Origin of the sequence: Natronoarchaeum mannanilyticum (assembly GCF_039522665.1) — an archaeon.
Taxonomy (GTDB): Archaea; Halobacteriota; Halobacteria; order Halobacteriales; family Natronoarchaeaceae; genus Natronoarchaeum; species Natronoarchaeum mannanilyticum.
The window spans coordinates 260,827-287,340 of the sequence record NZ_BAAADV010000008.1; the positions used below are offsets into that span (position 1 = coordinate 260,827).

The 26,514-nt window shown below is 61.5% G+C and carries 15 protein-coding genes and 1 pseudogene; 12 read left to right on the forward strand and 4 right to left on the reverse strand.

Annotation, left to right across the window (positions count from 1 at the left end; translation table 11 throughout):
* Positions 1–102 precede the first annotated feature (102 nt).
* Positions 103–2,634 (forward strand): beta-mannosidase, encoded by a 2,532-nt coding sequence (locus tag ABDZ81_RS17945; RefSeq protein ID WP_343775950.1) that lies wholly within the window; start codon positions 103–105, stop codon positions 2,632–2,634.
* Positions 2,635–2,747: 113 nt separating this feature from the next.
* On the opposite strand, the gene ABDZ81_RS17950 is transcribed toward ABDZ81_RS17945, so the two are convergent.
* Positions 2,748–3,743, reverse strand: a complete 996-nt coding sequence (locus ABDZ81_RS17950; RefSeq protein WP_343775953.1) for a mannonate dehydratase — start codon at positions 3,741–3,743, stop codon at positions 2,748–2,750.
* A 141-nt stretch (positions 3,744–3,884) separates the two neighbouring features.
* On the opposite strand from ABDZ81_RS17950, the gene ABDZ81_RS17955 reads away from it, so the two are divergent.
* Complete coding sequence (locus tag ABDZ81_RS17955; protein WP_343775956.1) at positions 3,885–5,102, forward strand: glycoside hydrolase 5 family protein; 1,218 nt, start codon at positions 3,885–3,887, stop codon at positions 5,100–5,102.
* Positions 5,103–5,227: 125 nt separating this feature from the next.
* Positions 5,228–6,556 (forward strand): CBM35 domain-containing protein, encoded by a 1,329-nt coding sequence (locus tag ABDZ81_RS17960; RefSeq protein WP_343775958.1) that lies wholly within the window; start codon positions 5,228–5,230, stop codon positions 6,554–6,556.
* A 576-nt stretch (positions 6,557–7,132) separates the two neighbouring features.
* On the opposite strand, the gene ABDZ81_RS17965 is transcribed toward ABDZ81_RS17960, so the two are convergent.
* Entirely contained in the window at positions 7,133–8,326 is a 1,194-nt protein-coding gene (locus tag ABDZ81_RS17965; RefSeq protein WP_343775960.1) for a tyrosine-type recombinase/integrase, read from the reverse strand.
* Positions 8,327–8,684: 358 nt separating this feature from the next.
* A pseudogene (locus ABDZ81_RS17970) lies at positions 8,685–9,281 on the reverse strand (IS6 family transposase).
* A 103-nt stretch (positions 9,282–9,384) separates the two neighbouring features.
* On the opposite strand from ABDZ81_RS17970, the gene ABDZ81_RS17975 reads away from it, so the two are divergent.
* Positions 9,385–10,491, forward strand: coding sequence for a Gfo/Idh/MocA family protein (locus tag ABDZ81_RS17975; RefSeq protein WP_343775962.1), 1,107 nt, complete (start codon positions 9,385–9,387; stop codon positions 10,489–10,491).
* Positions 10,491–11,240 (forward strand): hydroxypyruvate isomerase family protein, encoded by a 750-nt coding sequence (locus ABDZ81_RS17980; RefSeq protein WP_343775965.1) that lies wholly within the window; start codon positions 10,491–10,493, stop codon positions 11,238–11,240. Before ABDZ81_RS17975 ends, ABDZ81_RS17980 begins: the two co-directional genes overlap by 1 nt.
* A gap of 320 nt (positions 11,241–11,560) precedes the next feature.
* On the opposite strand, the gene ABDZ81_RS17985 is transcribed toward ABDZ81_RS17980, so the two are convergent.
* Positions 11,561–14,725 carry a glycoside hydrolase family 2 TIM barrel-domain containing protein gene (locus tag ABDZ81_RS17985; RefSeq protein ID WP_343775968.1) on the reverse strand — a complete coding sequence of 1,055 codons (3,165 nt, stop codon included), beginning with the start codon at positions 14,723–14,725 and terminating at the stop codon, positions 11,561–11,563.
* Between the two features lie 543 nt (positions 14,726–15,268).
* On the opposite strand from ABDZ81_RS17985, the gene dgoD reads away from it, so the two are divergent.
* The 7 genes from dgoD to ABDZ81_RS18020 all read left to right on the forward strand — a co-directional run bounded on the left by dgoD (position 15,269) and on the right by ABDZ81_RS18020 (position 26,421).
* Positions 15,269–16,423: a galactonate dehydratase gene (gene dgoD, locus ABDZ81_RS17990; protein WP_343775971.1), complete on the forward strand. Its 1,155-nt coding sequence runs from the start codon at positions 15,269–15,271 to the stop codon at positions 16,421–16,423.
* 66 nt (positions 16,424–16,489) lie between these two features.
* Positions 16,490–17,302 (forward strand): SDR family NAD(P)-dependent oxidoreductase, encoded by an 813-nt coding sequence (locus ABDZ81_RS17995; RefSeq protein ID WP_343775974.1) that lies wholly within the window; start codon positions 16,490–16,492, stop codon positions 17,300–17,302.
* A 151-nt stretch (positions 17,303–17,453) separates the two neighbouring features.
* Positions 17,454–18,752: an extracellular solute-binding protein gene (locus ABDZ81_RS18000; protein WP_343775976.1), complete on the forward strand. Its 1,299-nt coding sequence runs from the start codon at positions 17,454–17,456 to the stop codon at positions 18,750–18,752.
* Positions 18,753–19,010: 258 nt separating this feature from the next.
* Positions 19,011–19,970: a carbohydrate ABC transporter permease gene (locus ABDZ81_RS18005; protein ID WP_343775979.1), complete on the forward strand. Its 960-nt coding sequence runs from the start codon at positions 19,011–19,013 to the stop codon at positions 19,968–19,970.
* Positions 19,970–20,806 (forward strand): carbohydrate ABC transporter permease, encoded by an 837-nt coding sequence (locus ABDZ81_RS18010; protein ID WP_343775981.1) that lies wholly within the window; start codon positions 19,970–19,972, stop codon positions 20,804–20,806. The genes ABDZ81_RS18005 and ABDZ81_RS18010 overlap by 1 nt, the downstream gene beginning before the upstream one ends.
* Before the next feature lie 7 nt (positions 20,807–20,813).
* Positions 20,814–21,938: an ABC transporter ATP-binding protein gene (locus ABDZ81_RS18015; RefSeq protein ID WP_343775983.1), complete on the forward strand. Its 1,125-nt coding sequence runs from the start codon at positions 20,814–20,816 to the stop codon at positions 21,936–21,938.
* A 271-nt stretch (positions 21,939–22,209) separates the two neighbouring features.
* Entirely contained in the window at positions 22,210–26,421 is a 4,212-nt protein-coding gene (locus tag ABDZ81_RS18020) for a glycoside hydrolase family 2 TIM barrel-domain containing protein (protein ID WP_343775985.1), read from the forward strand.
* The last annotated feature ends 93 nt before the right edge of the window (positions 26,422–26,514 follow it).

Here is a 26,514-nt window from a genome sequence, read left to right on the forward strand (position 1 = left end):
ACAACGACAACCAGCCGCTATCAGAGTAATCCTGCAAGAATTACGTAGATCTATATCTCAGGGACCGGTAGCGTTATTATGCTCTGCTGATACAGTCCAGTTATGCGGGTAGAGTCGTTAAACGGCAGTTGGAAGTTACGCCAGTCGGAGACCGATGATTGGTTCGACGCATCGGTTCCCGGAGGAGTATACACAGATCTCCTAAATGCGGGCGAAATCCCTGATCCGTACTACGCTGATAATGAACTCGATATTCAGTGGGTCGGGAAGTCTGACTGGGTGTATAGACGCACCGTGACAATCGACGAGGGCTTCCTTAACGAGGATCGTATACGCTTACGCTGTGCAGGCCTTGACACCGTTGCGACGGTACGCATTAACGGTGAAGTCGTAGGTGAATCCGCGAATATGCACCGTGAGTACGAGTTTGATGTCGAGAACGCCCTCACATCTGGGGAGAATCAAGTGGAGATCACATTCCACTCCCCTGTCGAATATAGTACTCGCCACTCAGAGAATTACGAATATCAGGTCCCAACACTCCGATATCCGGTCGACCAGCCAGGGCGAAACTTCATCCGGAAAGCTCAGTGCCACTACGGCTGGGACTGGGGACCATGCCTCCCGACTGTCGGCATCTGGCGGGATATCGAACTTCTTGCATACTCCGAACCGCGGATCGAGTATACGAAGACAGCACAGAACCACGAAACCAACAACGTTGAACTCGACGTGACCGTCGGCCTCGACGCACCGTCTGGCGACGAAGTGTTGATAGCAGCTGAGGTTGCAGATGCGGCGACGCGTGAAGTCGTCGACGTCGTTGAGGGCCACAACGAGGTCACGGTAGCCCTGGAGGTTTCAGACCCCGATCTCTGGTGGCCGAACGGGTACGGCGACCAACCGCTCTACGATCTCACCGTAGCCGTCGATGCGGAATCCGTGCTGAAACCGAGCGACACGGACACAGTGACAGCAGACGGCGGCGTGACGGGGGCCAAATCGTCGATTCCGGAGGATCCATCACACGAACGCTCTACCCGAATCGGTTTCCGAGATCTCGAACTCGTCCGCGAACCGGATCAGGGGGATGACGGCGAGTCGTTCACGTTTGAGGTCAACGGGGTCCCGATATTCGCGAAAGGCGCCAACTGGATCCCGGCTGATGCGCTGTACGGGCGGATTACGCGCGATCGATATGATTCCTTGCTTGACAGCGCTGTCGATGCCAACATGAATATGATTCGCGTCTGGGGCGGCGGGTACTACGAGCGCGACGGTTTCTACGAGGCCTGCGACGAGCGCGGATTGCTCGTTTGGCAAGACTTCATGTTCGCGTGTGCGCTGTATCCCAGTGACGAGGAGTATCTAGAATCCGTCGAGTCAGAGGTCAGGGATCAAGTCCGTCGACTAGCTGACCATCCCTCGATCGCGCTCTGGTGCGGAAACAACGAGGTTGAGATGGGCCTCGAAAGCTGGTTTGACGATGCCGACGAACTGGAGCGATTGAAGCAGGGTTACGAGACGCTGTTCTACGACGTAATCGGCGGTGCCGTCGCCGAAGAGGACGATACCCGGACGTACTGGCCCGGGTCGCCGTCGAGCGGCACCGGAATGCAAGATCCCTATCAGACGAATAAGGGAGATATTCATTACTGGGATGTCTGGCACGACGGCGCAGATTTCGAAGAGTACGAGACGGTCGACCCGCGGTTTGTGTCGGAATTCGGCTACCAGTCGTTCCCCTCAGTCGACGCTCTCTCGTCGGTGCTCCCTGACGACGAGCTCAACCCAACTGCGCCGTTGATGGAGCACCACCAGCGCAATGAAGGTGGAAATCGGACGATTCTCCAGAGGATGGCCGCATCGTTCCGAATCCCGTTTAGCTTCGAGAACTTCGTTTATCTCAGTCAGGTACAGCAGGGTCTCGCGATGAAGGTCGCTATTGAACACTGGCGACGGCTAAAGCCAGAGTGTATGGGGACGCTGTACTGGCAGTTGAACGACCTCTGGCCCTGTGCGTCGTGGTCGTCTATCGAGTACGGCGGCAATTGGAAAGCGCTCCAGCACGTCAGTCGGCGCATCTACGCACCGGTCTTGCTCTCGACGAGGACGGGCGACGATGGTGTCGAGATTTGGCTTACGAACGACGAACGAGAATCCCTCTCTGGGGAAGTCACCGTTGAGGCCTACACCTTCGACGGAGAACTCGTAGACGAGGTTGGCAAGAGCGTCTCTGTTGAAGCGCTCGAAAGTGACTGCGTCACAACTGTCAATGTAGATCAGTTGATCGACGGCGTCTCTCGAGAAGAAGCGTTCCTCAGCGTCAAGTTTGACGGGAGTGACGAGACGTACCCTGCGTTCGAGTTCTTTGAGGAGTACAAACATCTCGAGCTACCGGAGCCGGATATCGACATCGACGTCGATAAGAACGAGGTGACGATCCAGACGGATGCCGCGGCACTGTTCGTCGAATTCGACGTTCCGATTGACGGCCGGTTCTCGGACAACTACTTCCACCTGACACCTGACGAGGAGCGGACGATTACGTTCGACCCCACAGAATCCATCGAAGAGCTCGAACAGAGACTCACTGAGAGTCTATCGGTAAACCACCTCCGCAAAACGTACTAACGGGCGCTACTCCGACAACAGACGGGACGAAATCGTCACGGCGTTGCCGTCCGTCTTCATTCTTGAGAGGGACTAACCGTGGACAACTGCTACTTTGATTACGTGTTGTAGAGCTATTTGCTTTCGGCAACTGGGCTCCGCTCGTCGGCAGACGGGTCGGTCGCGTCTAGCAGGCCTCGAATGTATCCGCTGGCGAATAACTTCCCGGAGAGGTGGTATCCAGGAGTTGAATTGTCTTCACCGGCCATCGTCGGAACGTGGTCCGGTCGGATTGGACCGTCGAAGCCGATATCGCGATACGCCTCAATGGCGGCAGCCATGTCAGTCGGCCCGTCATCGTGCCACATCTCGGTGAAGCTGTCGGGATCTCCCTCGACGTCGCGGAAGTGGACGAAATTGATCCGGTCAGCAAACTGGCGGATCGTCGATGGGATGTCAGCACCCATCGCCGAAAAATTGCCTTGGCAGAATGTGATACCGTTGTACTGTGAATCGACGATATTGAGTACACGCTTGTACGCCTCTGGTGAGTTGATAATGCGCGGCATCCCGCGAACGTCTCCAGTTGGCGGGTCGTCGGGATGCAGTCCGAGTTTTACGCCTGCCTCTTCGGCGACTGGAACGACGCGTTCGAGAAAGTATTCTAAGTTCTCCCAGAGGTCGTCTGCCGTTGTCGAGCGTGCTACAGCAGGTGGGGGTCCACGCCGCATCTGTTTGTCGCTGTACGAGGTAGTAAGCGAATTGCCTCGACTTGGCGTCGTGATGGAAGTCCGAGCCCACCGTAGCCCCGCCATCCAGTCGTAACACACAACATTGACATCAAGTTCGCCGAGGTTCCGCAGGAATCGACAGAATTCGTCAATCTCGGCGTCTCGACCCTCCTTCGCAAGTCGCGTAGTATCGGTCAACGGTACACTTCCCTCGAACGCGGCGGGTTCGATCCCATGATCGCGGTACCGGTTGACAATGCGGAGTAGTTCGTCGTACTTCGACGGGCGGCGGCCATTGCCGAGTTCGAGTGAGTGATACACCGCGTTTTCGACACCGATCTGCTTAGCCTTATCCCACCGTTCGTCAGGAGTCGGCGGGAGGACGAGGGAAAGTTGCATTCAAATCCTCTGACGAAAGAGGCTTCCTCCGGTAGCTTAGTTCTTGTCCTGTCGTCGCGTCCGATCCTGTCGAGATGGGGCTTCCGTTCCGGTTTGCTAAAGTTTATTATTAAGGTCGATGATTCCGAGACGCACCATCCCATGGTACGAAGACGCACGATCCTACGCAACGGTAGTACAATCGCCGGCAGCCTAGCACTTCCTGGGTTTGCGTCGGCATCTTCTGACACAGCAGCGAGCCGACCGGACGACTTCCTCGAGACAAACGGGACATCGTTTTCGATTGGTAGGAGGTCCCACTATCTATCTGGGACGAACAACTTCTGGCTCGCAGATGTATGGACAACTCGAGATGAGGTCGATGCTGCACTTGATCAGGCCGCTGCGCTGGGGCTAAACACGGTCCGGACTTGGGCGTTCTGCGCTGGACGCGAGGGGCACTGCTTCCAGCCGACTAAGGGAGAATACAATGAGGCTGCCTTTGAACACCTCGACTATGTAATCGAAGCCGCGGCAAAACGAGGTATCCGCTTGATCCTTCCGCTTGCGAACAATTGGGGCGCTTACGGAGGTATGGAGAAGTATGTTGAGTGGTCCGACACAGCCGAGGAGCACGATGACTTCTACACCGACCCCGAGGCGCGACAGCTGTACCGCGACTTCGTTAAGAAGGTCGTGACACGCACGAACTCCATCTCGGGGATCCAGTACACCGAGGATCCGACTGTCGCGATGTGGGAACTCGGGAATGAACCGCGCGCCCAGCAGAAGGGCGTCGACGTACTCGGAGACTGGATCAAAGAGATATCAGGGTACATCAAAGACCTCGATCCAAACCACCTTGTGTCCACTGGAATGGAAGGCTTCTACAACAGCGATGGTGACGACTGGCTTCGCGACGGTTCTCAGGGAACTGCGTACGTCGATCACCACCGGATCGACACCATCGACGCGTGTTCGTTCCACCTCTACCCCGATCATTGGGGCGTTACCCCCGAGTACGGCACCGAATGGATCGAAGACCACGTCAGGGACGCCCGCCAACGGGTCGGGAAACCAGCCTACTTAGGCGAGTTCGGCATCCAGGTTGATCGAGATGCGAGCGATGCGGAGCAGATCGCCCGTCGGAACGAGATCTACGATACTTGGTACGATCGGCTCGACGACCTGGACGCCGACGGTGGCGTCGTCTGGCAGCTCACCCTCAAGAAGCGTGCTCAGTACGACGACGGGTTCTACGTGTTTCCTGACGACGACCGAACAACACGACGGATAGAGCGATTTGCTAACCGGATGGACGCCAAGTCCGGGCGCCCGCTTCACGCGGACCAGAAGCGACGCCGCACGAGGCATGATTGACGGCACGGTTCTAAGGTAGCACAACGGGCAGCCGTCCATAGATCGGCCCTCGATATTTATTCTGGAATCTCATCCCCAAGCTTTAATAGTAATATTCATCCATTATCAATCGGAGTCTGGAAACAATGTACAAACGACGTGACGTACTCAAGTCCTCCGCGATAGGGACGACGCTTGGTATCGGCGTACTAGCAAGCAGTTCGACGACGACCGCGACAGGCGCATCGTTCGGTGACGGCGTGAATCTCCAGCCCGCCTACTACTGCAGCGGCGATCAGAACTTAGGCTGGGATCTGATGACCGATCACCCGGACATCGAAACCGTTCGAATCGAGATCGAACCGCCGAGCGGTGGCGAGACGAGCGCGGACCTGTCCGATATCCGGCGGTGGATCGACGAGGCGAACAACAACGGATATCAGGTCATCGCGACCTATCATCACTGGCCGAATAACGGATCTGGAGACCCACAGGACTTGCAGGACGCGGCAGACTGGTGGGTCGAGAACTACAACTATCTCTCGCAAAACTCGTCGTTCATCATCAACCTTCACAACGAGTGGGGGACTCACAGCGTATCGGCGTCCGAGTACGGCAATGCGTACGACAGTGCGCTCAATAGGCTCCGAGACAGCGCCTACGACGGAACCGTAATCTGCGACGTCCCCGGGTATGGGCAGGAACCGCAGATCGCCGCCGACAGCGTCGACTACATTAGTGACGACGACATCGCGTTCTCCGTGCACGTGTACGCAAAGGCGTGGAACGAGTATGCTGGGGCGCCGCTGCAGGAGTCGCACCTGGATTATCTCGATACGAACCAGCCATATCCATGTCTGATCGGAGAATTCGGCCCGCTTGGGCCAGACGACCGGACCGACTGGTCAGCCGTCGTTGATCACGCAAAGTCTCTGGGCTGGCCGGTACTCGGCTGGGCCTGGAATGGCGACGGCGAGTCCGATCCCATGAACATGACTTCGCCATTCTGGGGAGACAATTGCAGTACAACGTCCTACTCGAAGACCTCATATTTCGATACGGTGTACGATAAGCTCGGTAGTGGAAGTACCGGTGGTGGTGGGGAGACGACGACTCACTATCTGAACGCCGAGTATTATTCGCTTGACGGCGTTTCGACGTCGACTAGTCGGGCGGGTTACTGGGGCGATGCGTACGTCACAGGCTTCGATAGCTCAGGGGACTCCGTCACGATGAATTTTGACGCAGCGACCAGCGGGGAACGAACCGTCAAGATCCGGTATGCTGCTCCGTACGACGACAAAAAGAGCAATCTGTACATTAACGGTCAGTCAGCTGGACAGATATCGCTCCCGTACACAACCTCGTTCCAGCAGACAACCATTGGTGCCCACCACTTCGACGCGGGATATAATGAGATCACTATAGAGAAAGGTTGGGGGTACTACGATATCGACGCGATCATCGTCGAGTAAATTAGGCTAGCCCGGGCCTGCGTAGAACAACGAGGAGATTACAGAATCGATCGAAGAGGGGGTTACAGAAATTGCCCCCCTCGTTAATCCCCTTGAGTAGTGTTTTGGTTGTGACTATGGTCAACCAGTCTTAGAACGTGGATCAAAGAGAGCCAGAAGGAAATACCCTCAACAAAACAGCAGGTGTTAGTGGCGACCATTACATCTGGAGCCAAGGAAAGATATTTATATGAGCGCATTAAATAATATGATGCGTCAGTTGGAGTCTTACCAGGCATACCTGACGGAGTAATACGCGGACTGTGATCCGTGGGCGGACTCTCATCCGCCACCGATTCACAGCTTATGCCATAATTTTTCCTAGCTACTGGACTAGTTATCTTGCCTAGTAGTACGTGTAGCCCGGAATCGTCCTTCAAAGACGAGCGGGCTGACGTGGAGCGCGGCCACTTCTACGTGACGCAATCCTCAGCTACGGAAATACAGAATTATCATATTCTCCGAGATCGTGTTGGCGAACTCAATCAGAAGGCGTAAACTCCATGATCTGAGGGTGACTCAACAGACGCTCGCGGACTACTCGTTACTAAACACGTCGCTCCCAACCTCGGAGAGTTCGCTCGCTTCGATGTGGCTGTACATCTCGCTCGTCGTCGACGGATCGGCGTGCCGTAGCGCCCGCTGGGCAGCGGACGCTCCTTCCTCGCGGTAGTACATCTCACCGGCGCCACGACGGGCGCCATGCAGCGTGAGATAGTCTTTCGAGTCGTCGCTGGTGTCGACATCAGCCGACTTGCTTAACCGCTTGAGGAGGGTTCGCCCACCGGGTGTGGTTAGTGCTGGCGGCACGCAATCATACTCGCAGTAGGCGTTTAGCACGTCGTCGTAGGGATCAAGTAGCTTGTCGATATCGTCGTGGCCGCGCTGTTCGAGCTGGTCGCGAAGCGCGTTCCACAATGACGGTCGATGCGAGGTCGGAAACAGCGGCCACGCGTCGGTAGCGGGGTCAAGTACGTCGCGCCAGCGTTCGAGGGCCGGGATCGGCTTGTCGGTCAGCGGCGCCTGTTCCCACTCCTGGCTTTTGCCGTAGATGGAGATCGTTGCCGCCTCAAGATCGAGCGCGCTCCACGGCGCCCCGTTTCGGCCGTCGCGGTCGGTGGCCGGGTGCGACAGGACCTCGGCACCGCGAATGCCGGAGTAGCCAAGCAGGTAGCACAACGCCCGATCTCGGACCTCTGTGGTGGCGTCGCTACCGTTCTCGTCGATCGCCGCGTGGGCCCGCTCGTCGACGTACTGTAGTAGCGTCTGGCGCTGAGACGGCGACCAGAACTGTTGGTCCTTCGACCCGCCACTTGGTCGGTCGGGCATCGCGTTCTTGACGACCGCCGCTTTGGCCGGATTCTCGTCGAGGAACTCCCACTCGCGACAGTACGTGAGGTACGCCGAGACGAGATTGTAGTACGTCCACGCCGACGCGCGGGTGATGCCGCTGTCGGCGTCGTGAGCCTTGACGCGCCGATTGAGGTACTGTGCCCACCGACCGATCGTCTGTGAGTCCAGATCCTCCAGATACTCGACGCCGTGATCGCGCGTCCAGTCGATCCACTTCGGAACAGTCGTCGCGAGCTGGCTCGCGTACGCGCCCGAGCGCTCGCCGGTCTCTGGATCCTCGGTTTTTGCTTTGTCGCCGAGGAACTCGTCAAGCGGCGCGTCGAGTGGGGTTTTCTCGCCGTCATCCCCAGGGTTAGCGTCTGCAGTTCCAAGTTCCATGTTCTATGCGTACCCGACAGCGTCGACACACTAAAAACTACTTAGGTTTACTGGACTAAGCGAAAGTAAGTGGCTATTAGTAGATTTCTCCCGATATCGTCAGACTCGGGGCCTCTAACACACATATGAGTCCCAGAAACAGCCTATAAACCCAATAATGATATACAAAATTCTGATGTCTGAAGTATTCGGTACTATTTCGGCGAATCCTTATGGCGGTGTCTCGAAGCTTCAGCGATGGAAAAACGCTCCAAATCGATATAGAGTACCTAGTTCCACCAACTACGAGATTTCACAAACGCTGTCCTCTCGGTAGTGTTCAGATTAGTTGATTCCATGCGAAGGCGAACGCTTGGAGTCACTTTTCGGAGGTGGTTACTTCGGCGTTGCTGAAACAGTTTGAGAACTGGTTGGTTCGGCATTTTAGTTCTGGAAAGACACGTTCGACGCTGTTCCGATTCCCGTGGCGTTCGTACTGGAATCGGAGGCCGTGGCGGTGAAGTACTGCATGCAGCCACGGCCCAGAATCGACGAGAAAGAGTGCGTCATCGACGAGATGTTTCTCGCGGAGTTCCGCAAGGAACATCTCGGTAATCGCTTGATTTCTCGTCGGAACAAGCTTCACGTGCAGCAATCGGTTCGTTTCAGGATCGACCGCAGCGTACAGCCAGAACTGCTCGTCATTCAGTTGGATCACGGTCACGTCAACTGCGACGTGATCCGGCTCGGCGCCGTCACGGAGCTGTAACTCTGCTTTCTGCACCCAGTTGTGCACGGTCGCTCAACACCGTTCGACACCCAGCTTATCGAGAATAGAGATGGTATCCGACAGTGATAGTCCCGCCAAATGAAGTCGGATACCGAACTCCATCGCTGGCTCGGGTGTCGCCTCTCGCTCCACAAAATCTAACTCGAAGCAGTCGGTATCTTCGATGAGGCGGGCGATTTCTGGCATGGACACCTAGAAATCACACCGCCTCGTTCTTCAGATCTTATCTGAACACCGCCCTCTCTCGAACCCAAAGGACTTTGACGCGATCTCCCGACCAGATATCCGGATGACGTACTCAGTTGCGGTCATAGGCACGGGTGCGGAACCGGACGACCCTGGTGGAGACGGGTATGCGATGGCGTACCACCACGGGGGCGGCTACGAGAAACACGCCGACTGTGAGCTCGTCGCGTGTGCGGACATCGTCCCCGAGAACGCGCGGGCGTTCGCCGGCGAGTTCGGAATCCGCGACGACGCGATCTTCGAGGATTACGGCGAAATGCTCACGGCCGTCGAACCGGACATCGTCTCGGTCTGCGTGCCGCCGACGCTCCACGCCGAGATCGCGATCGATTGCATCAAGAGCGGCGTCGTCGACGCCGTCCACTGCGAGAAGCCGATGGCCGACTCATACGGCGGCGCGCGGCGCATGACAGAAGCGGCCGCCGATAGGGGGGTCCAGCTGACGTTCAACCACCAGCGGCGGTTCAGCGACGCGGTGCGGACGGCGAAGGATTTGCTTGACTCGGGCGAGATCGGCGGCCTAGAGCGCGTCGAGTTCGCCGCGCCGGTCGGGCTCCTCGACTACGGCTCCCACTCGTTCGATCTCTGTAATTACTTCAACGACGAGCGATCCGCGGAGTGGGTCATGGGACAGATCCATTATGATGAGGAGAACGTCCTGTTCGGGACTCACAACGAGAACCAAGCCATCGTCCACTGGGAGTACGAGAACGGCGTCCACGGCGTCGGCGCGTCCGACAGTACCGGAACTGGCGGCCCCGCGGCCGGGATCTCCTGTCACAACCGACTGGTCGGCTCCGATGGTGTCATCGAAGTCGGCCCCGAGAGCGAGGACGGAGACGAGGATCTTCCACCCCTTCGAATCCGACGCAATGGCGAGGACTGGAAACCGATCAAGACCGAAGACGGGCTCCACGGCTGGGAGTTCATCGACCGCGCGGTCGCCGAGAACGTCCGCTGTCTGCAGCGCGGCGAGACGCCTGAACTCGCCGCCGAAAACGCTCTGAGCGCGACCGAGCTGATCTTCGGCGCGTGGGAGTCGTCGCGCCGACGGGGGCGGGTGGATCTGCCGCTCGAGATCGACGGGAATCCGCTCCGAGAGATGATCGATACCGGGGAGTTGACGCCGGAACCGGCGGGTGATGACTGATGACCGACCTGTCCGTCTGTGTCGAGATGGTGTACGACGGCCCGTTTCCCGAACGGATTCAGCGCGCGGCCAACGCCGGCGTTGACGCGATCGAGTTCTGGGACTGGCGCGAGAAGGACCTCGATGCTGTCGAAGCCGCGGCCGCCGACGCCGGCGTCGACATCGTCGGCTGCACGGCGGGCGGCGTCCTGACGGATCCCGACGCCACCGACGCCGCCGTCGGGACGATCCGCGAATCGATCGACACCGCGGCGTCGATCGGCTGTCCGACGCTCATCGTGACGACCGGTCCCGATCAGGCGGGACTGGATCGCGCGACGCAGCGGGAGAACATCGTCGACGTGCTCTCCGCCGTCGCGCCGGCTGCCGTGTCTGCCGGCGTGACGCTGGCCCTCGAACCGCTGAACACGGCCGTCGACCACCCCGGATACTATCTCTCGACCGCCGCCGAGGGGTTCGACATCGTCGATGCGGTCGGATCGTCGCACGTGAACCTCCTGTACGATGTCTACCATCAGCAGGTGACCGAGGGGAACGTCATCGCGACGCTCACCGAGAACGTCGAGGATGTCGGGCACGTCCACATCGCGGACGTTCCCGGCCGCGCGGAGCCCGGAACGGGCGAACTGAACTACGAGAACGTGCTGGCCGCGATCAACGACGCCGGCTACGAGGGCTACGTCGGCTGCGAGTTCTCGCCGACCGGTGACCCGGACGAGGCGGTCGCGGAGATCCTGAATCTGACGTAACCGCCGCCCAGTTCGTTCGCAGAGGTTGCAGTTGGTGTGGACTAATAGTGGATGGGGGCGTCGGGTTTACGCCCATATCCCTGTAATTCAGTCGATCGGTTCCGACCCCCATTTACTATTAGTTTACACAAATCGGTCGATTTTGCTAGGGGAGTTAAATCGTCTTGGACTGCAGTCTGCGGTCAGGAGCGCCTCGCAGGTCTCCTACTGCAATCGGACAAGCACGTCGACCGGAGAGCGGACGCGTACCCGGATACGCCGAACGCGTGCAGACAGTGTCCGTGATCCGTGCGTCAGCGCTGTCTCGATGTGATCTCGTCTCAGTCTGTCTGGGGCGGTTCGATGGGGGTGTCGCCGTCTGCGGTATTGGCGTCCAGCTCGCGGGGCAACTGCTCGCGCGCGAGTGCGGACGGGTCAGCGGCGGCGTCAAACGGATGGAAGTCGAACGAGAACGAGACCGGCTCGGGCTGAACGCGGTACTCCGGGAGCGGCTTGACCGGCGTCCCACCGACGCCGGAGACGGCGACGTCGGCGAACAGCGTCGTCCCGTCCTTCTCAACCAGTTCCTCGAGGCGACTCGCCGACGCGAGGTTCTCGTACTGGTCGAGTCGAACGTTAAGCGGCTGGTCGCCGGATACCACGACGCCGACATCCTCGCTCGTCACGCTGACCCAGCGCACGTCGGTCTTGTTACCGTTATCCGAGGGAACGCGGTACGGGACGAACTGGTCGTCAATCCCGCCGGCGTAGCGTCCGATCTCGCTGCCGGTCTTGCGGTCGGGGTAGGTTTCCTCGGGTCCGCGCCCGAACCACTCGATCGACGAGAACGACGCCGGAAGATCGAACTGGACGCCGAGTCTTGGCAGCCACGACTCGAGCGTATTTCGGAGCGTATCCGTGGGATCGACGTCGACTGTCGTCGTGACGGCGCCGTTCCCGAACACCTCGTGCCGGTAGCGCAGATCGAACAGCGCGTCGCCGTCGGGATTCAGGGCCACCGACTCGGCAATCAGGCGAACGGCCCCCGGAACTGGGCGTTTAACGGAGTAGTCGAGCAGTTCGTGCCGGAGGTCGTCCAGCCCGAGCGCCCGCCACTCCGAGGCGTTGTCGTACCCCCACTCGGTGTCGCTGTCGAGGTGCTGCTCGTTCGCCAGCGGGGCCCGAAACGCACCGAACAGTGGCCCGTCGATCGCTACGACGTCGCCGTCGTACTCGAACTCGCAGAACACCCCGCGATCCGCGTCGAAGCGGTACGCAAACCGATCGCCGCGGAGTTCGATCGTCGATCCGGTTTCCGAGACTGCGATCGGGGGCTGTTCCGCGGGGGATTCGGGTGAGGGCTCGGGCATATCGAAGGGCACCTCGAACTGCTCAAACCCGATCTCGTGGCCCGCTGTCGCCCAATCGGTATCCTCGGCAAGTTCGAGTCGGATCGTCAGATGACACACGGAGCCGACGTCCACGTCCGGGTGATTGAGCGGAACGATGACGCCCCGCTCGTGGCCCGGGGGAACGTCGAGGTCGAGCACGCCCGACTGTACGACGGCGCCGTCGACCGCGAGCTCCCAGGTCGCATCGAACGCGCTCAGGTTGGTGAAATCGTAGTGGTTCGTGACCGTGAGGATCCCCTCCTCGAGCGAAACGGCGTCGGCGGTGAACGGCTGCTGGGTCTTTTTCACCTGACGCAGTTCAGGCTGGGGTGTCAGGTCCGCGAACACCGTCCCGTCGAGCAGGAACGGATCGTCGTCGATCCACCACTCCTCGCCGTCGGCGACGGGGACGGCATCGCCGGCGAGCGTCTGGTTGCACCACTCCCAGATGAACCCGCCCTGGAGGCCGCTGATCTCCCGGATCAGCTCCCAGTACGCGTCCTGAAGCCCGAGACTGTTACAGAGCGCATGGCCGTACTCGCCCATCACGAGCGGCCGGTCGTCGACGGCGTCGTGCTGGACGAGCGTGTGCGGAACCGGATATCGTGGACCGGAGACATCGGTGAACGGCGCCGTTCCGGTCATGTTCTCGTGGTACTTGTCGTACGGCGCAGGGCCCGATCCCTGGTGGTAGACAAATCGGGTGCCGTCTCGATCGCGGGCGTACGACGCCATCTTCTCGTGGGGGGGGCCCTCGCCAGCCTCGTTGCTCGTACTCCAGGCGACGATTGACGCGAAGTTCTTGTGGTGTTCGACCATCCGCTCGAACCGCTGGAAGTACGAGTCGTGGAACGTCGGGGCCTTGTGGACGAAGTCCATGTCGAAGTGCGTCTCGACGTTCGCCTCGTCGACGACGTACATCCCCAGCTCGTCGGCGAGTTCGTAGATCTCGAGGTCGTTCGGGTAGTGAGAGGTTCGGACGGCGTTGATGTTGTTCCGCTTCAGCATGCGGAACTCCTCGAGGGAGCGCTCATACGGGACGGTTCGTCCCGTCTCGGGATCGTGCTCGTGGCGGTTCATTCCGCGGAACGTCACCGGTTCCCCGTTCACGAGTACCTGTCCGTCCTCGATCTCGAACTCCCGGAACCCGACCCGCTGTGGGATCGCTTCGCGGACCGTTCCGTCCGGCCCGCGCAGTTCCAGGACGAGATCATAGAGATTCGGATGTTCGGCCGACCACTGGGCCGGTCGCTCGACGGTCGTTTGCAGGCGTGTCTCGACGCCGTCGGCCAGGTCGACAGACTCGCGGAGCGTCGTCACCTCGTCTCCGGCGTCGTCGAACAGTCGCCCGATGAGCGTCCACCCGTCGTCGCGCTCGGCGTCAACGCGGGCCTCGTCGGCGGAGAGTTCGGCGTCCACGGTCAGTGTAGCGTCCTCGTAAGCGCCGTCGAACGACGTCCGGACGAAGTAGTCTCGGAGGTGCACCGCCGGCTTCGAGTAGAGGTAGACGCTCCGGAAGATCCCGCTGAACCGGATCATATCCTGTGTTTCGAGGTAGCTTCCGTCGGAGAAGCGGAACACCTGAACGGTGATCGTGTGCTCGCCGCCTGGATCGAGCTTCTCGGTCACGTCGAACTCCGAGGGCGTCATCGACCCCTGGTCGTAGCCGACGTACTCGCCGTCCATCCAGACGAAAAACGCGGACTTGACGCCCTCGAAGTGAAGATAGTTGCTGCGGGCGCCGTCCCAGTCGTCCGGGACGTCGACGGTGCGGCGATACGTCCCGACGGGGTTGAACTCCTCGGGAACGTTCGGCGGCTCGGGTTCGGTCTCGATCTCGGGAATCCGTTCCCACGTCAGGGCGTGGTTGCGGTAGATTGGTCTGTCATAGCCCTCGAGCTGCCAGACGCTCGGAACCGGGATCGAATCCCAGTTCGCGTCCGCGCCGAGCCGCTCGGGAACGTCGGACGGGGCCTCCGCCCAGCAGAACGACCATTCGCCGTTCAGAAGTTCGAAGTACTCCGACTCGCTCCATCTGGACTCCGGTTCCGACAGTCTGTTTCCGGCGTTCCGCGCCGCCGCCGTCGACGCGTACGGAACGGTCGGCGCATGCACGGCTTCGACGTTCTCCCCGAGCTGTGACGGATTTTCGATATAATCTGCTACCGCCGCAAGTTGGTCTGGCTTTCTGGACACGGGTACTCGTAGCATATCTACGGTCATCATATAAAAAAAGCGCGGTAGCTGACCGGGTTCGGGGTGCGGGCGCAAGCCGTGTCCGCACCGGGACTTCCGCTGCGATCGCTCTAGATCCACTAATAGTACATCCTGCAAAGTTCTTTTACAATAGTACCTATGTAATTTCTTGGGCGAGGCTCCGCGGGTTGTACACTATCAGTAAACACGGTGTTCGTGCGGGTGACGTGGTCGCCTTCTACAGTGCGCAAACATTTTGACGGCCTGCGTGGAAGCGACAGGTGCAGAACGCTACCGGACAGTTGATCCGACCGCCGTCGCCGAGACAAGACGACGCACCCGGCAGGGTGGACCGGTCGACGCGCCCGACAGAGCGATCGAACAGCGTCGCCGGGACGGTCGCCGCCGACGCGTCCGTAGGTCGGATCAGTCCGGCGAGAACGACGGTGATCAAGTGTACCCATGAGCGAAATCGTAGACTACGAACTGTTCGAAGTACCGCCACGCTGGGTGTTTCTGCGGATCGAGACAGCCGACGGCACCGTCGGCTGGGGAGAACCGGTGATCGAAGGGCGCTCCCGGACGGTACTGACGGCGGTGGAGGAACTGATGGACAACTACCTGCTGGGCGAAGATCCCCAGCGGATCGAGGACCACTGGCAGGCGATGTACCGCGGCGGGTTCTACCGCGGGGGTCCGATCCTGATGAGCGCGATTGCCGGCATCGACCAGGCGCTCTGGGACATCAAGGGCAAGCAGTACGGCGCCCCGATCCACGACCTGCTGGGCGGTGCAGCACGGGATCGCATCCGCGTCTACCAGTGGATCGGCGGCGACCGACCGTCCGACGTGGCCGAGCAGGCCCGGGAGCAGGTCGACGCCGGCTTCACCGCCCTGAAGATGAACGCGACGCCGGAGATCGAGCGGATCGATGATCCGGCGACCGTGACGGCCGCCGCGAATCGGCTGCAGCAGGTACGGGAGGCCGTCGGCGACGAGATTGACATCGGGGTCGACTTCCACGGGCGCGTCTCGAAGCCGATGGCGAAACGGCTCGTCGAGGCGCTCGAACCCCACGATCCGTTCTTCGTCGAGGAGCCCGTGCTGCCCGAGCACAACGACGCGCTGCCGGAGATCGCCCAGCACACGACGACGTCGATCGCGACCGGCGAGCGAATGTTCTCCCGCTGGGACTACAAGGAGCTGTTCGAGCAGGGCGTCGTTGACCTAATCCAGCCCGACCTCTCCCACGCCGGCGGGATCACCGAGGTAAAGAAGATTGCCGCGATGGCAGAAGCCTACGACGTGGCGATGGCACCGCACTGTCCGCTTGGTCCGATCGCGCTGGCCTCGTGCGTGCAGGTCGACGCCTGTTCGCCGAACGCGCTGATCCAGGAGCAGAGCCTGAACATCCACTACAACGAGACGACGGACGTACTGGACTACCTTACTGATCCTTCCGTGTTCGAGTACGAAGAGGGGTACGTGTCGATCCCCGACGATCCCGGGCTCGGCATCGACATCGACGAGGAGTACGTCCGTGAGCAGTCTCAGCAGGACGTTGATTGGACCAATCCTGTCTGGCGCCACGACGACGGCAGCGTCGCCGAGTGGTAGCTTCGCCTGCCAGCGGCCGGAGTCGCTATCGGTACCTACTTTTTCGTCGGGGCGAATGACCCGAGTATGTCGAGGGATCCAACAGACGGCGCAGTCGCGAACAGACACGACGAGCGCGTCGCCATCGTCACCGGATCGACGCGGGGCATCGGCAAGGGCGTCGCCCGTCGCTTCGCCGCCGAAGGAGCCTCGGTCGTCGTGACGGGCCGAACGCGCGAGCGCGGAGAGGCGGTCGCGTCGACGATTCGCGAGGAGGGCGGCGAGGCGACGTTCGTGCGGGCGGACATGCGCGACCCGGCCGAGATCGAGGCGCTCGTCGAGCACACCGTCGACGAGTACGGCCGCGTCGACGTGCTCGTGAACAACGCGGGCGTCCAGACCGAAACCACCGCCGCGGAGGCTGAAATCGACGACTGGGTGTTCGTCGTCGAGACGGACTTCCGATCGTTCTGGCTCTGCGCGAAACACGCCGTCGAGCACATGGCCCAGGGCGGAACGATCCTCAACATGTCCTCGAACCACGCGTATCTCACGATGCCCGGACTATTCCCCTACAACGCGATCAAGGCCGGTATCAACGGCATGACGCGAGCGCTCGCCCTGGAACTCGGCCCGTTGGGGATCACCGTCAACACGATCAACCCCGGCTGGATCGAGATCGAGCGGACCCAGGAGGAACTCGGCGACGACTACGAGTACACCCAGGAGATCCACCCGGTCGGCCGGCTCGGCACGCCCGCTGACGTCGCGGGGCTGGCAGCGTTCCTCGCGAGCGACGACGCGACGTTCGTCACCGGCGAGAGCGTTCTCATCGACGGCGGGCGCAGTCAGGTGATGCAGGACGAGCTGTATAGGCAGTACCGGACGCAGATCGAGTGAGAGCCGCCGGCTCCGCGGTTTTGTCGGCCTCGGAATGTGGCGCCCGCAACCGTGGTCGGCCGCTGTGGAAACTCTGATGCACCGTGCATCTCATTCACACACAACCGTTAATTATATATGTGAAGGTTTCAAGCTATTGAATGGGTAAACCATGAAGGACCCTGCAGATCCTAGTCTACGGCGTCGGCAAGTCATCCAAGCACTCGGTCTCGCCGGTGCAGGCAGCCTGGCAGGTTGCATCGGCGGTAGCAGCGGCGGTGGCGACTCCGAAATCGAGGGATGGGCGTGGAACGTCGCCGCCAAGGCGCTCAGCGATGCCGCCGACACGTACAACGAGGAAAATGACACCAACATCGCAGTTGACGAGCTCGGCCGCAACACGCATGAACAGCGCCTCCAGACGGCGATCACCAGCGGGACCGGCGCCCCCGAGTTCACTGCCGTCCAGAACTACGACGTCACGTCGTACGGAAGCAAGAACGGTCTCACCGACCTCTCTGACCGGATCGACGATAGCGTCCGCGATGACATCATTGACGGGAAGTGGGAGACGGTCAACGTCGACGGCGCTGACATGGCGTTCCCGTGGGACATCGGCCCGACGGGCATCTTCTACAAGCGGGATCGCTACGACGAAGCCGGCATCGATCCGGATTCCATCGAGACGTGGGACGACTTCATCGAAGCCGGGAAACAGCTCCCCGATGACGTCGCGATGGTAAACATCCCGAAAGAAGAGATTTCCCAGCTGTGGCGAATGCTTTTCCGTCAGCTCGGCGGTCAGTCGTTCACCGAGGACGGCGCGGTGAACATCCACAGCGAAGAGAGCGTCCGCGTTGCCCAGCTCCTGATGGACATGAAGGATGCCGGCATCACCCAGCGCATCGGACTGTGGTCTGGTGGGTGGTTCACCTCGTTCGCCGAGGGGACCATCGCGTCGCTACCCTCTGCGGCCTGGATGGACGGAACGCTCCGGGCTGAACTCAGCGACACGGCCGGGAACTGGGGCGTCTACAAACTGCCGGCGTTCGAGCCGGGCGGCAACCGCGCGTCAAACCGCGGCGGTTCCAACATGGCGATCCCAGCTCAGATCAGCGACGAAGAGGTCGTCGACACCACGTACGATTACATTGAGTACGCGATGACGACCCCCGAAATACAGAACATGATGCTTGAGGAGTACGGCCTCTTCCCGTCGCTGACGACGGCGTACGACGCTGACATCTACGACGAGGAGCTGGACTTCTACGACGGGCAGCCGGTCTTCCGACTGTTCGCAGAGGTCGCCCAAGAGATTGAGCCGTACAGCTACACGACCGACACACCGGAGGTCAACAACGCCATCACCACCGAACTCGGCCGGATGCTTGAGGGGAACAAGTCCCCTGAGCAGGCCGTCCAAGACGCCGCAGAGACCGTCGCGGACCGCAGCGACCGCGATCTGGCGTAAAATCGCGAGCAGTTCAGGATGCAGAGCGGAACCTTTATCATTAACCCAAAGCAATCCGATCAAGAATCCACATGAGTCGACAAACCACACCACCAGTTTCCAAACCGCCGCTGCGCACCGGCAGGTCGAGCGCTTGTCGGTCCAGGGCGGCCCGCGGAAACGTCTGGTCGTCACGGCCGGAGGTAACGAGGTGAAACCCGTCAGATGGTGTTGAGTGCCATCCAATCTAAGGTCCGGTCGCTTCCCGCTTACCAGCGTGTGAGCGACCAGCTCAGATACCGCCGGCAGGGCGTTTCCGACGCCGTGCCGGAGGTGCCGGGGCTTCCATACCTCTACATCTCCCCGTTCTTCGTCCTGTTCGGGATCTTCCTGCTGTTCCCGACCGCCTACACGCTTTACCTGTCCTTTTTCAGCTATCAGGGGGCCTCAAACGAGGCGCTCCTGACGATACCCCTTCTGAAGGTGACGATACCGCAGATCGCCCAGCTCGAGTTCATCGGGCTGGATCACTATCAGCGATTACTCTTCGAGGACTCGCTGTTCCGTCAGTCCCTGTTCAACACCTCTTTCATCTTCCTGGTGCAGGTGCCGCTGATGGTGATCCTCGGGCTCGCGACAGCGCTCGTCCTTGACGCAAAGTTCATCCGGGCGAAGGGGCTGTTTCGGACGCTCATCGCCCTGCCGGTCGCGACGGGACTAGTCGCGTACTCCACAATATTCCTGCTGTTGTTCAACGACGACATCGGGATGATCAACTACGTGCTCCAGTCGCTGGGCGCGAGCGCGATCCCGTGGCTCAGCGACTCGTGGTGGGCGCGGATCACGCTGGTCATCGCGGTCACCTGGCGATGGCTCGGCTACAACATGATCATCCTGCTGGCGGGGCTCCAGACGATCCCCGAACAGCTCTACGAGGCCGCCGAGATCGACGGCGCGAAGCGCTGGGAGAAGTTCCGCTACGTCACGCTCCCCCAGCTCCGGCCGGTGCTGCTGTTCGTCGTCGTCTCCTCGACGATCGGGACGTTCCAGATTTTCGCCGAACCGTTCGTCATCACCGGCGGCGGCCCGTCTAACGCCACAATCACGATGGTACAATACATCTACAGACAGGCGTTCATCCAGCTGAACCTCGGCTACGCGAGCGCCGTGTCGGTCGTGCTCGTCGCGCTCGTGAGCGTCATGTCGATCGTACAGATCAAATATGGAGGGACCGAATAATGCGGCAAGCAGACAAGAGGGAGGCGCTCTGGAAGTTCGGGAGCTACCTCTTCCTGTTGGTCATCACGGCGCTCGTGTTGATCCCCATCTACTGGATGGTCGTCGCGGCGACGATTCCCCAGCAGGAGTTCTTCAGTTGGCCGCCGCGACTCATCCCCGGCACCCACTATCTGGAGAACTTCCAGGCGCTACAAGAGAACGTCAGCTTCGCGCGGAGCATCCTCAACAGCCTCATCGTCTCCGTCGGGTACACGGCGCTGTCGCTGGTGCTGTGTTCGATGGCGGGCTTCGCCTTCGCGAAGTACGAGTTCCGGTTCAAGGAACCGCTGTTCTACTTCATCCTGGCGACGCTGGTGCTCCCGATCCAGTTGCTGATCATCCCGCTGTTCCTGCTGATGACCCAGATCGGCTGGACGAACTCGTTCATCGCCGTGATCTTACCGTGGGCGGCCAACCCGCTCGGGATCTTCCTGATGCGCCAGAACATGAAGGCGATCCCCGACGCACTGCTCGAATCGGCACGGATGGACGGCGCGACGGAGTTCCAGCTGTACTACAAGATTGCGCTGCCGACGATGCTCCCCTCGCTCGCGGCGCTCGCGATCATCCTGTTCATCAACCAGTGGCAGGCGTTCCTCTACCCTCTGGTCATCCTCCAGGAGGAGGAGATGTTCACTATCCCGATCGCGCTGGCCCAGCTCGTCGGGCAACAGCGCGTCTACTTCGATCAGGTGATGGTCGCGACATCGCTGTCGATCATCCCTCTGTTCCTGGTGTTCATCTTCCTGCAGCAGTACTTCATCAAGGGAATCCTCTCGGGCTCAGTCAAACAATAAGATAACAATGGCTACAATCGAAATCACGCAACTTCGCAAGGAATTCGGCGACGGAGACGAACAGATCGTCGCGGTCGAGGACGTCGACCTCACCATCGAGGACGGCGAGTTCATGGTGTTCGTCGGCCCCTCGGGCTGCGGCAAGACGACGACGCTCCGGTGCATCGCGGGGCTCGAAGACATCACCGACGGGACCATCGAGTTCGACGACGACGACGTCACCGACCAACGAGCGCGCGAACGGGACGTCGCAATGGTGTTCCAGAACTACGCGCTGTACCCTCACATGTCTGTCCGGAAGAATATCGGGTTTCCGCTCCGGCTGTCGACGAAGCAGTCGACAGACGAGATCAACGAGGAAGTCAAGGACGTCGCGGAGATGCTCGGCATCGAGGAGCTGCTGGGCGACAAGCCCAAGGAGCTCTCGGGCGGCCAGCAACAGCGCGTTGCGCTCGGGCGGGCGATCATCCGAGATCCGGAAGTGTTCCTCATGGACGAACCGCTCTCAAACCTCGACGCTAAGCTCCGCTCAAAAATGCGCACGGAGCTTCAGGAGCTCCAGAAGGATCTTGGCGTCACCACGGCCTACGTCACGCACGACCAGACCGAGGCGATGGCAATGGGCGACCGAATCGCGATTCTCAACAACGGTCGTCTCCAGCAGGTCGGAACCGCCAACGAGGTCTACCGCGAGCCGACGAACGAGTTCGTCGCTGGCTTCATCGGGAGTCCGAGCATCAACCTGTTCACCGCGGAGGTTGACGGAGCCACCCTGACCGGCCCCGGCGGTTTCAGGTACGAACTAGACGACACGTCGCCGGTCGCCGATCGTGACGAGGTGCGCGTCGGCATCCGTCCGGAGGACATGCAACTCGTCGAGGACGGGAGCGTGCCCAGCGTGGTGACCGTCGTCGAGAACATGGGCAACGAGAACTTCCTCTACTCAGAGATGGGCGAGATCAACCTCACCACGCGCGTCGACAGCAAGATGAACCCGCGCGAGGGCGCCGACGTCGAATTCCACTTTGACGAGGAGGACCTCTACCTGTTCGACCTGCGGACCGAGCAGGCCATCAAAACCAAGACCAGCGATATCGACGTCGACTACCGTCAGCACGTCCAGAGCAGGTAGCGGCGTCGACCGGACCCGTCTCAACCGTTCTGGCAGGTACGCCGACCGTTCCGCCGCGACGAATTCATTCTCGCTACCCGACTACTGATCGAGGGGATCGTCGACTCCGATCCGATTTGCAGCGTCGACGACCGCCGTCCGCACCGCTCCGTTACTTACCGGCCACCGATCGATAGCTTCCCGGTATCATACGATTATATATTCAAGTATATTGGGGGTTAGAGACAGTATTATATATGAAGGATGCTGAACTTTGGTTTGGTTAGCGACAATGGCACAAGAGACCAATCCACAGTCCGGAGCGAAAGCACCGACCACCCGCCGATCCGTGCTATCGGCGGTGTCTGGCGTCGCGCTCGGGACGGCGCTCCCGATCGGGGCCAGTGCTGCACAGGCAACCGAAGAGTACGAGGCGGCGAAATCGTCGGTCGAGTTGACGCCTCGACCGGACCAGGCCGACGTCGGCGGGACGAGATCGCTGAACGGAACCTGGGACTTCACACTGGCGGGCAGCGAGACGCCGCCCGCCGCCGACTCGGCGTCCAGGGTTGTCACTCCGGATCGCACCACCCTCGAGAACGACGCCATGCTGCACGACGATCCGCCGATCATCACGGATCCCGACGAGCGTGCGGTCGACCTCGCCGGCGACGGGTACGTCGCCGTCGGCGACGCGAACAGCCTCGACTTCACGTCTCCCGGCTTCACCGTCCAGCTGACGTTCAAGTACACGGAGGACACAGTGCTGTTCTCCAAGGGCGGAAATCAGTACTCGGCCGGGGTGTACGGCGGCGAACTGTCATTCTGGACCAAGGGAGAAGGCGGCTGGCCATCGGTCGGCGGCGGCGACCTCTCACCTGGCGACTGGTACAGAGCCACCTTCGCGGTGGACGACGACGAGATCCGCATCTACGTCGAGGGCGAACGGGTCGGGACAGCCTCGCACGGCTTCTCGTCGCTTCCCAGTACCGACTCGCCGCTCCACTTGGGCTACAACTCGGGGACCGACACGCAGGGCACACCCGCAGTCGACTCGCTGTGCGTCTTCGACACCGTGCTCACCGACAGCGACGTGAGCGCGGGGTTCGACTCGATCCCCGATAGCGCAGTCGCGTGGCTCCCGTTCGACGAGTCCGAAAGCGGAACAAGTCAGGACGAATCGTCCGCCGGCAACGACGCCTCACTCGTCAACGACCCGCCGTTCGTCAGCGGGCGGGACGGGCGTGGACTGGATCTCGCCGGACCGGGGTACGTCACAGTAGCACCGGACGACAGCCTGAACTTCGCGTCGACTGGGTTCGCGCTGCAGGCCATGGTACGGTACGACGGCGGGAGCGGCCTCGTCCTCGACAAAGGAAGCAGCGGCGTCTCCGGCGGGACCGAGCAGTTCGGTCTCGGCATCTACGACGGGACCGTCTCGTTCTACATGCAAAGTGCAGACGGGAGCTATCCGCAAAGCGTCCAGACCGACATCTCGACCGGCGGGTGGCACCGGATCACGGTCGTCGTCGACGACGCCGAGAACCGGCTGTACGTCGACGGCGATCGGCGAGGGGCGGTCTCGCACGACGCCGACGGCCTCGCGAGCAGCGACGCGGCGTTCGTGGTCGGCGGCGACGACCTCGACGTCGCGGTGAAATCGACGGCGGCGTTCGACGCCGCTCTCTCGGACGGCGAGGTCGCAAGCGGGTTCACCGGAGTACCCGACAGCGCCGTGCTCTGGCTGCCGTACAACGTCGTCGAGGATCGGAGCGTCGAATGGCGCGACGAGTCGGTCCCCGGCCAGTGGGCGTACGACGAGTACTTCGTCCCCGACGGCGCGTCGGACTGGTACCCCCAGGAGGGACAGCTGGGCTGGTACCGCCGCGAGTTCGAGGTTCCCGAAGGATGGGACGAGGGACGGCTAAAGCTCCGGTTCGACGGCGTGTACAGCCGCGGACGGGTCTTCGTGAACGGCACGGAAGTCGCCGATCACGTCGGGGGGTACACGCCGTTCGAGGCCGACATCACTGACGTCGTCGACCCCGAGGGCTCGAACACGCTCGCAGTCGGGGTCGCCCAGCGGTCGAAGGCCGACGACATGGGATGGCAGAACGTGACCGGCGGGATCACCCGCGACGTCACCCTCCTGTCGATCCCCGACGCCCACCTCGCCGACTGCGACGTCAGAACGACGCTCGACACCGGGACGGCGTCCGTCGCCATCGACGCGACCGTCGCGAACGTCGGCGAGACGGCGCTCGAATCGGCCGTCGTCGAAGCGACACTGACCGATCCGGACGGGGAAGCCGTGGCGTCGAAACGCGCGGAGCTTTCATCGGTCGCGGACGGAGCGTCCCGAGACGTCGAGTTCGAGATCGACGTCGACGACCCGCAACCCTGGAACCCGGAGCAACCGAGGCTGTACGCGCTCGACGTCGAACTCGACGCCGGCGGGACGACGGAACGTGTCACGGAGCACGTCGGCATCAGGGAGATCGAGGTCGACGGCAACGAACTGCTGCTCAACGGCGAGTCGGTGACGCTCCGCGGCGTCAACTGGGAGGAGATCCACCTGGCGGAACACGGCCACGCCGTGCCGCCGGACGTCACGCGGCGAGACGCCGAGCGCCTCAAGGAGGCGAACGTGAACTTCGTCCGCACCGCCCACCACCCGACGTCGGAGGCGTTCCTCGACGCCTGCGACGAGCTCGGGATCGTCGTCGAGGTTGAGGCACCGCACATGTTCATCGGGCGCCACCGCGGCGAACCGTATCCGGAGCTCGTCGTCCGGCAGACCCTGGAGATGGTCGAGCGGGACAAGAACAGGCCATCGGTCTGCATCTGGTCGATCGCCAACGAATCCGACTGGTACGACTGCTTCGACGCGGCCGCCCGACTGGCGAAGGAGGTCGACCCGACGCGCCCGACGATCTTCAATCACGACGACTACGACGCGGCCGATCCATGGCACGGCGACTACGACCTCCGCGCGGATCACTACCCCGCGCTGCGGTCGGACTCGACCGTCTCCGACCACGCCGGCATGGACGCGCCGCTGCTGTTCGACGAGTACGCCCACACGTACTGCTACAACGACCGTGAGCTGGTCACCGATCCGGGACTCCGCGACGAGTGGGGCCGCGTGTTCCGGACGATCTGGGAGCAGTGTCGGTCGACGAAGTCGGTCGCTGGCGCGGCTCTGTGGGCGGGCGGCGACCACCTCGAACAGTGGGGCGAGTACCTCTGGGGCGCCGTCGACCGGAACGGGCGCCGCCGCCCGGAGTTCTGGCACCTGCGCAAGGTGTACGCGCCGGTGCAGTTCACCGACGTCGAGTGGCACGGCCGCCGCGCGACGGTGACCGTCGAGAACCGCCACGAGTTCGTCAACCTGCGCGAGCGGACGATCGCGTGGGACGACGGCAAGCGGTCCGGCGAGCGCTCGGTCGATCTCCCGCCCGGCGAAACCGCCGAGCTGTCCTTCGCCGTCCCGGGCGACAAACTCGAACTCGAAGTGATCCATCCCGACGGGCACGTGAACAACGAGTTCGTCGCCTCGCCGGAGGTGCCCGGAGCGAACCGGCGATCGCGCGCGAAGGAGCGGACGAAGAACCGCGGGCGCGGACGGGTTGACGCCGAAAGCGACTCGCTGTCGCTGCAGGTCGACGAGGACGCCGGCGACGTGTCGATCTACGGCCCCGACGGGACGCTCCTCGCCCGGAACCCGGAGTTCGCCGTCACACCGACCCAGCAGTCGACGGGCCGCGATTACGCCTCCGCGATCGATCACCGGTTGTCGGGGCGGACCGTGACCGACGTTCGGCGGGACGGCGACGGAACCGTCACCGTCGACATCGAGTACGACGTCGCGGAGGGATCGATCACCGTCGAGTCCGGCGAGAGCGGTCTCGACGTCGACTACGAGTTCGAGCTTCTCGAGTCGGTCGACGCCCGCGAGGCCGGGATCACGTTCCCCGCAGACGCCGAGCTCACGACGCTCTCGTGGTCGCGCGACGGCCTCTGGAGCACGTATCCCGAGGATCACGTCGGCAGACTGGAGGGGACCGCGTCGGCGTTCCCGGACGGGACCCGCTCCGAGAACGAAGGGATCGAAATCCAGTCCGGACAGCCCTGGAAGGACGACGCGACCGTCCACGGCTCAAACGACTTCCGAAGCACGAAGCGAAACGTCAGGTCGGCAGCGCTCACCGACGAATCGGGCACCGGCGTCCGCGTCGATTCGGACGCCGACCAGCACGTCCGGGCGCAGGTCCGGTCGGATGGCGTCGACCTGATCGTCCTCGAACGATCGATCTCGGGGACGAACGCGGACGGCTGGCTCGACCGCCAGCCGCTTCTGGATCAGGATCCGACGCTCAAGGCGGGCGAGACCGTACGCGGAAGCGTCAGTCTCAGCGCCGCCGTCGATGGGACGGCGGTCGAGTTCGGCGAGCGCGCGGCGCCGGGCCGCCGTGCGGGTCGAGACCGCGATTCCGATAGATAGTTCTCCCGACTGCCCCGCTCTGCGGGCGGGTACGGCCGCTGGAGCCGTTCTCCGACCTTTCTGTCGCAGCGGTCGGCGTCCCAACTGTTCGCA

What these genes read in the sequence shown, in the direction of transcription:
- ABDZ81_RS17995 (WP_343775974.1), top strand. Translation starts at nt 16,490, where the DNA reads ATGTCGAGGGATCCAACAGACGGCGCAGTCGCGAACAGACACGACGAG.
- ABDZ81_RS17945 (WP_343775950.1), top strand. Translation starts at nt 103, where the DNA reads ATGCGGGTAGAGTCGTTAAACGGCAGTTGGAAGTTACGCCAGTCGGAG.
- ABDZ81_RS17950 (WP_343775953.1), bottom strand. Translation starts at nt 3,743, where the DNA reads ATGCAACTTTCCCTCGTCCTCCCGCCGACTCCTGACGAACGGTGGGAT.
- ABDZ81_RS17955 (WP_343775956.1), top strand. Translation starts at nt 3,885, where the DNA reads ATGGTACGAAGACGCACGATCCTACGCAACGGTAGTACAATCGCCGGC.
- dgoD (WP_343775971.1), top strand. Translation starts at nt 15,269, where the DNA reads ATGAGCGAAATCGTAGACTACGAACTGTTCGAAGTACCGCCACGCTGG.
- ABDZ81_RS18020 (WP_343775985.1), top strand. Translation starts at nt 22,210, where the DNA reads ATGGCACAAGAGACCAATCCACAGTCCGGAGCGAAAGCACCGACCACC.
- ABDZ81_RS18015 (WP_343775983.1), top strand. Translation starts at nt 20,814, where the DNA reads ATGGCTACAATCGAAATCACGCAACTTCGCAAGGAATTCGGCGACGGA.
- ABDZ81_RS18000 (WP_343775976.1), top strand. Translation starts at nt 17,454, where the DNA reads ATGAAGGACCCTGCAGATCCTAGTCTACGGCGTCGGCAAGTCATCCAA.
- ABDZ81_RS17965 (WP_343775960.1), bottom strand. Translation starts at nt 8,326, where the DNA reads ATGGAACTTGGAACTGCAGACGCTAACCCTGGGGATGACGGCGAGAAA.
- ABDZ81_RS17960 (WP_343775958.1), top strand. Translation starts at nt 5,228, where the DNA reads ATGTACAAACGACGTGACGTACTCAAGTCCTCCGCGATAGGGACGACG.
- ABDZ81_RS18010 (WP_343775981.1), top strand. Translation starts at nt 19,970, where the DNA reads ATGCGGCAAGCAGACAAGAGGGAGGCGCTCTGGAAGTTCGGGAGCTAC.
- ABDZ81_RS17980 (WP_343775965.1), top strand. Translation starts at nt 10,491, where the DNA reads ATGACCGACCTGTCCGTCTGTGTCGAGATGGTGTACGACGGCCCGTTT.
- ABDZ81_RS17975 (WP_343775962.1), top strand. Translation starts at nt 9,385, where the DNA reads ATGACGTACTCAGTTGCGGTCATAGGCACGGGTGCGGAACCGGACGAC.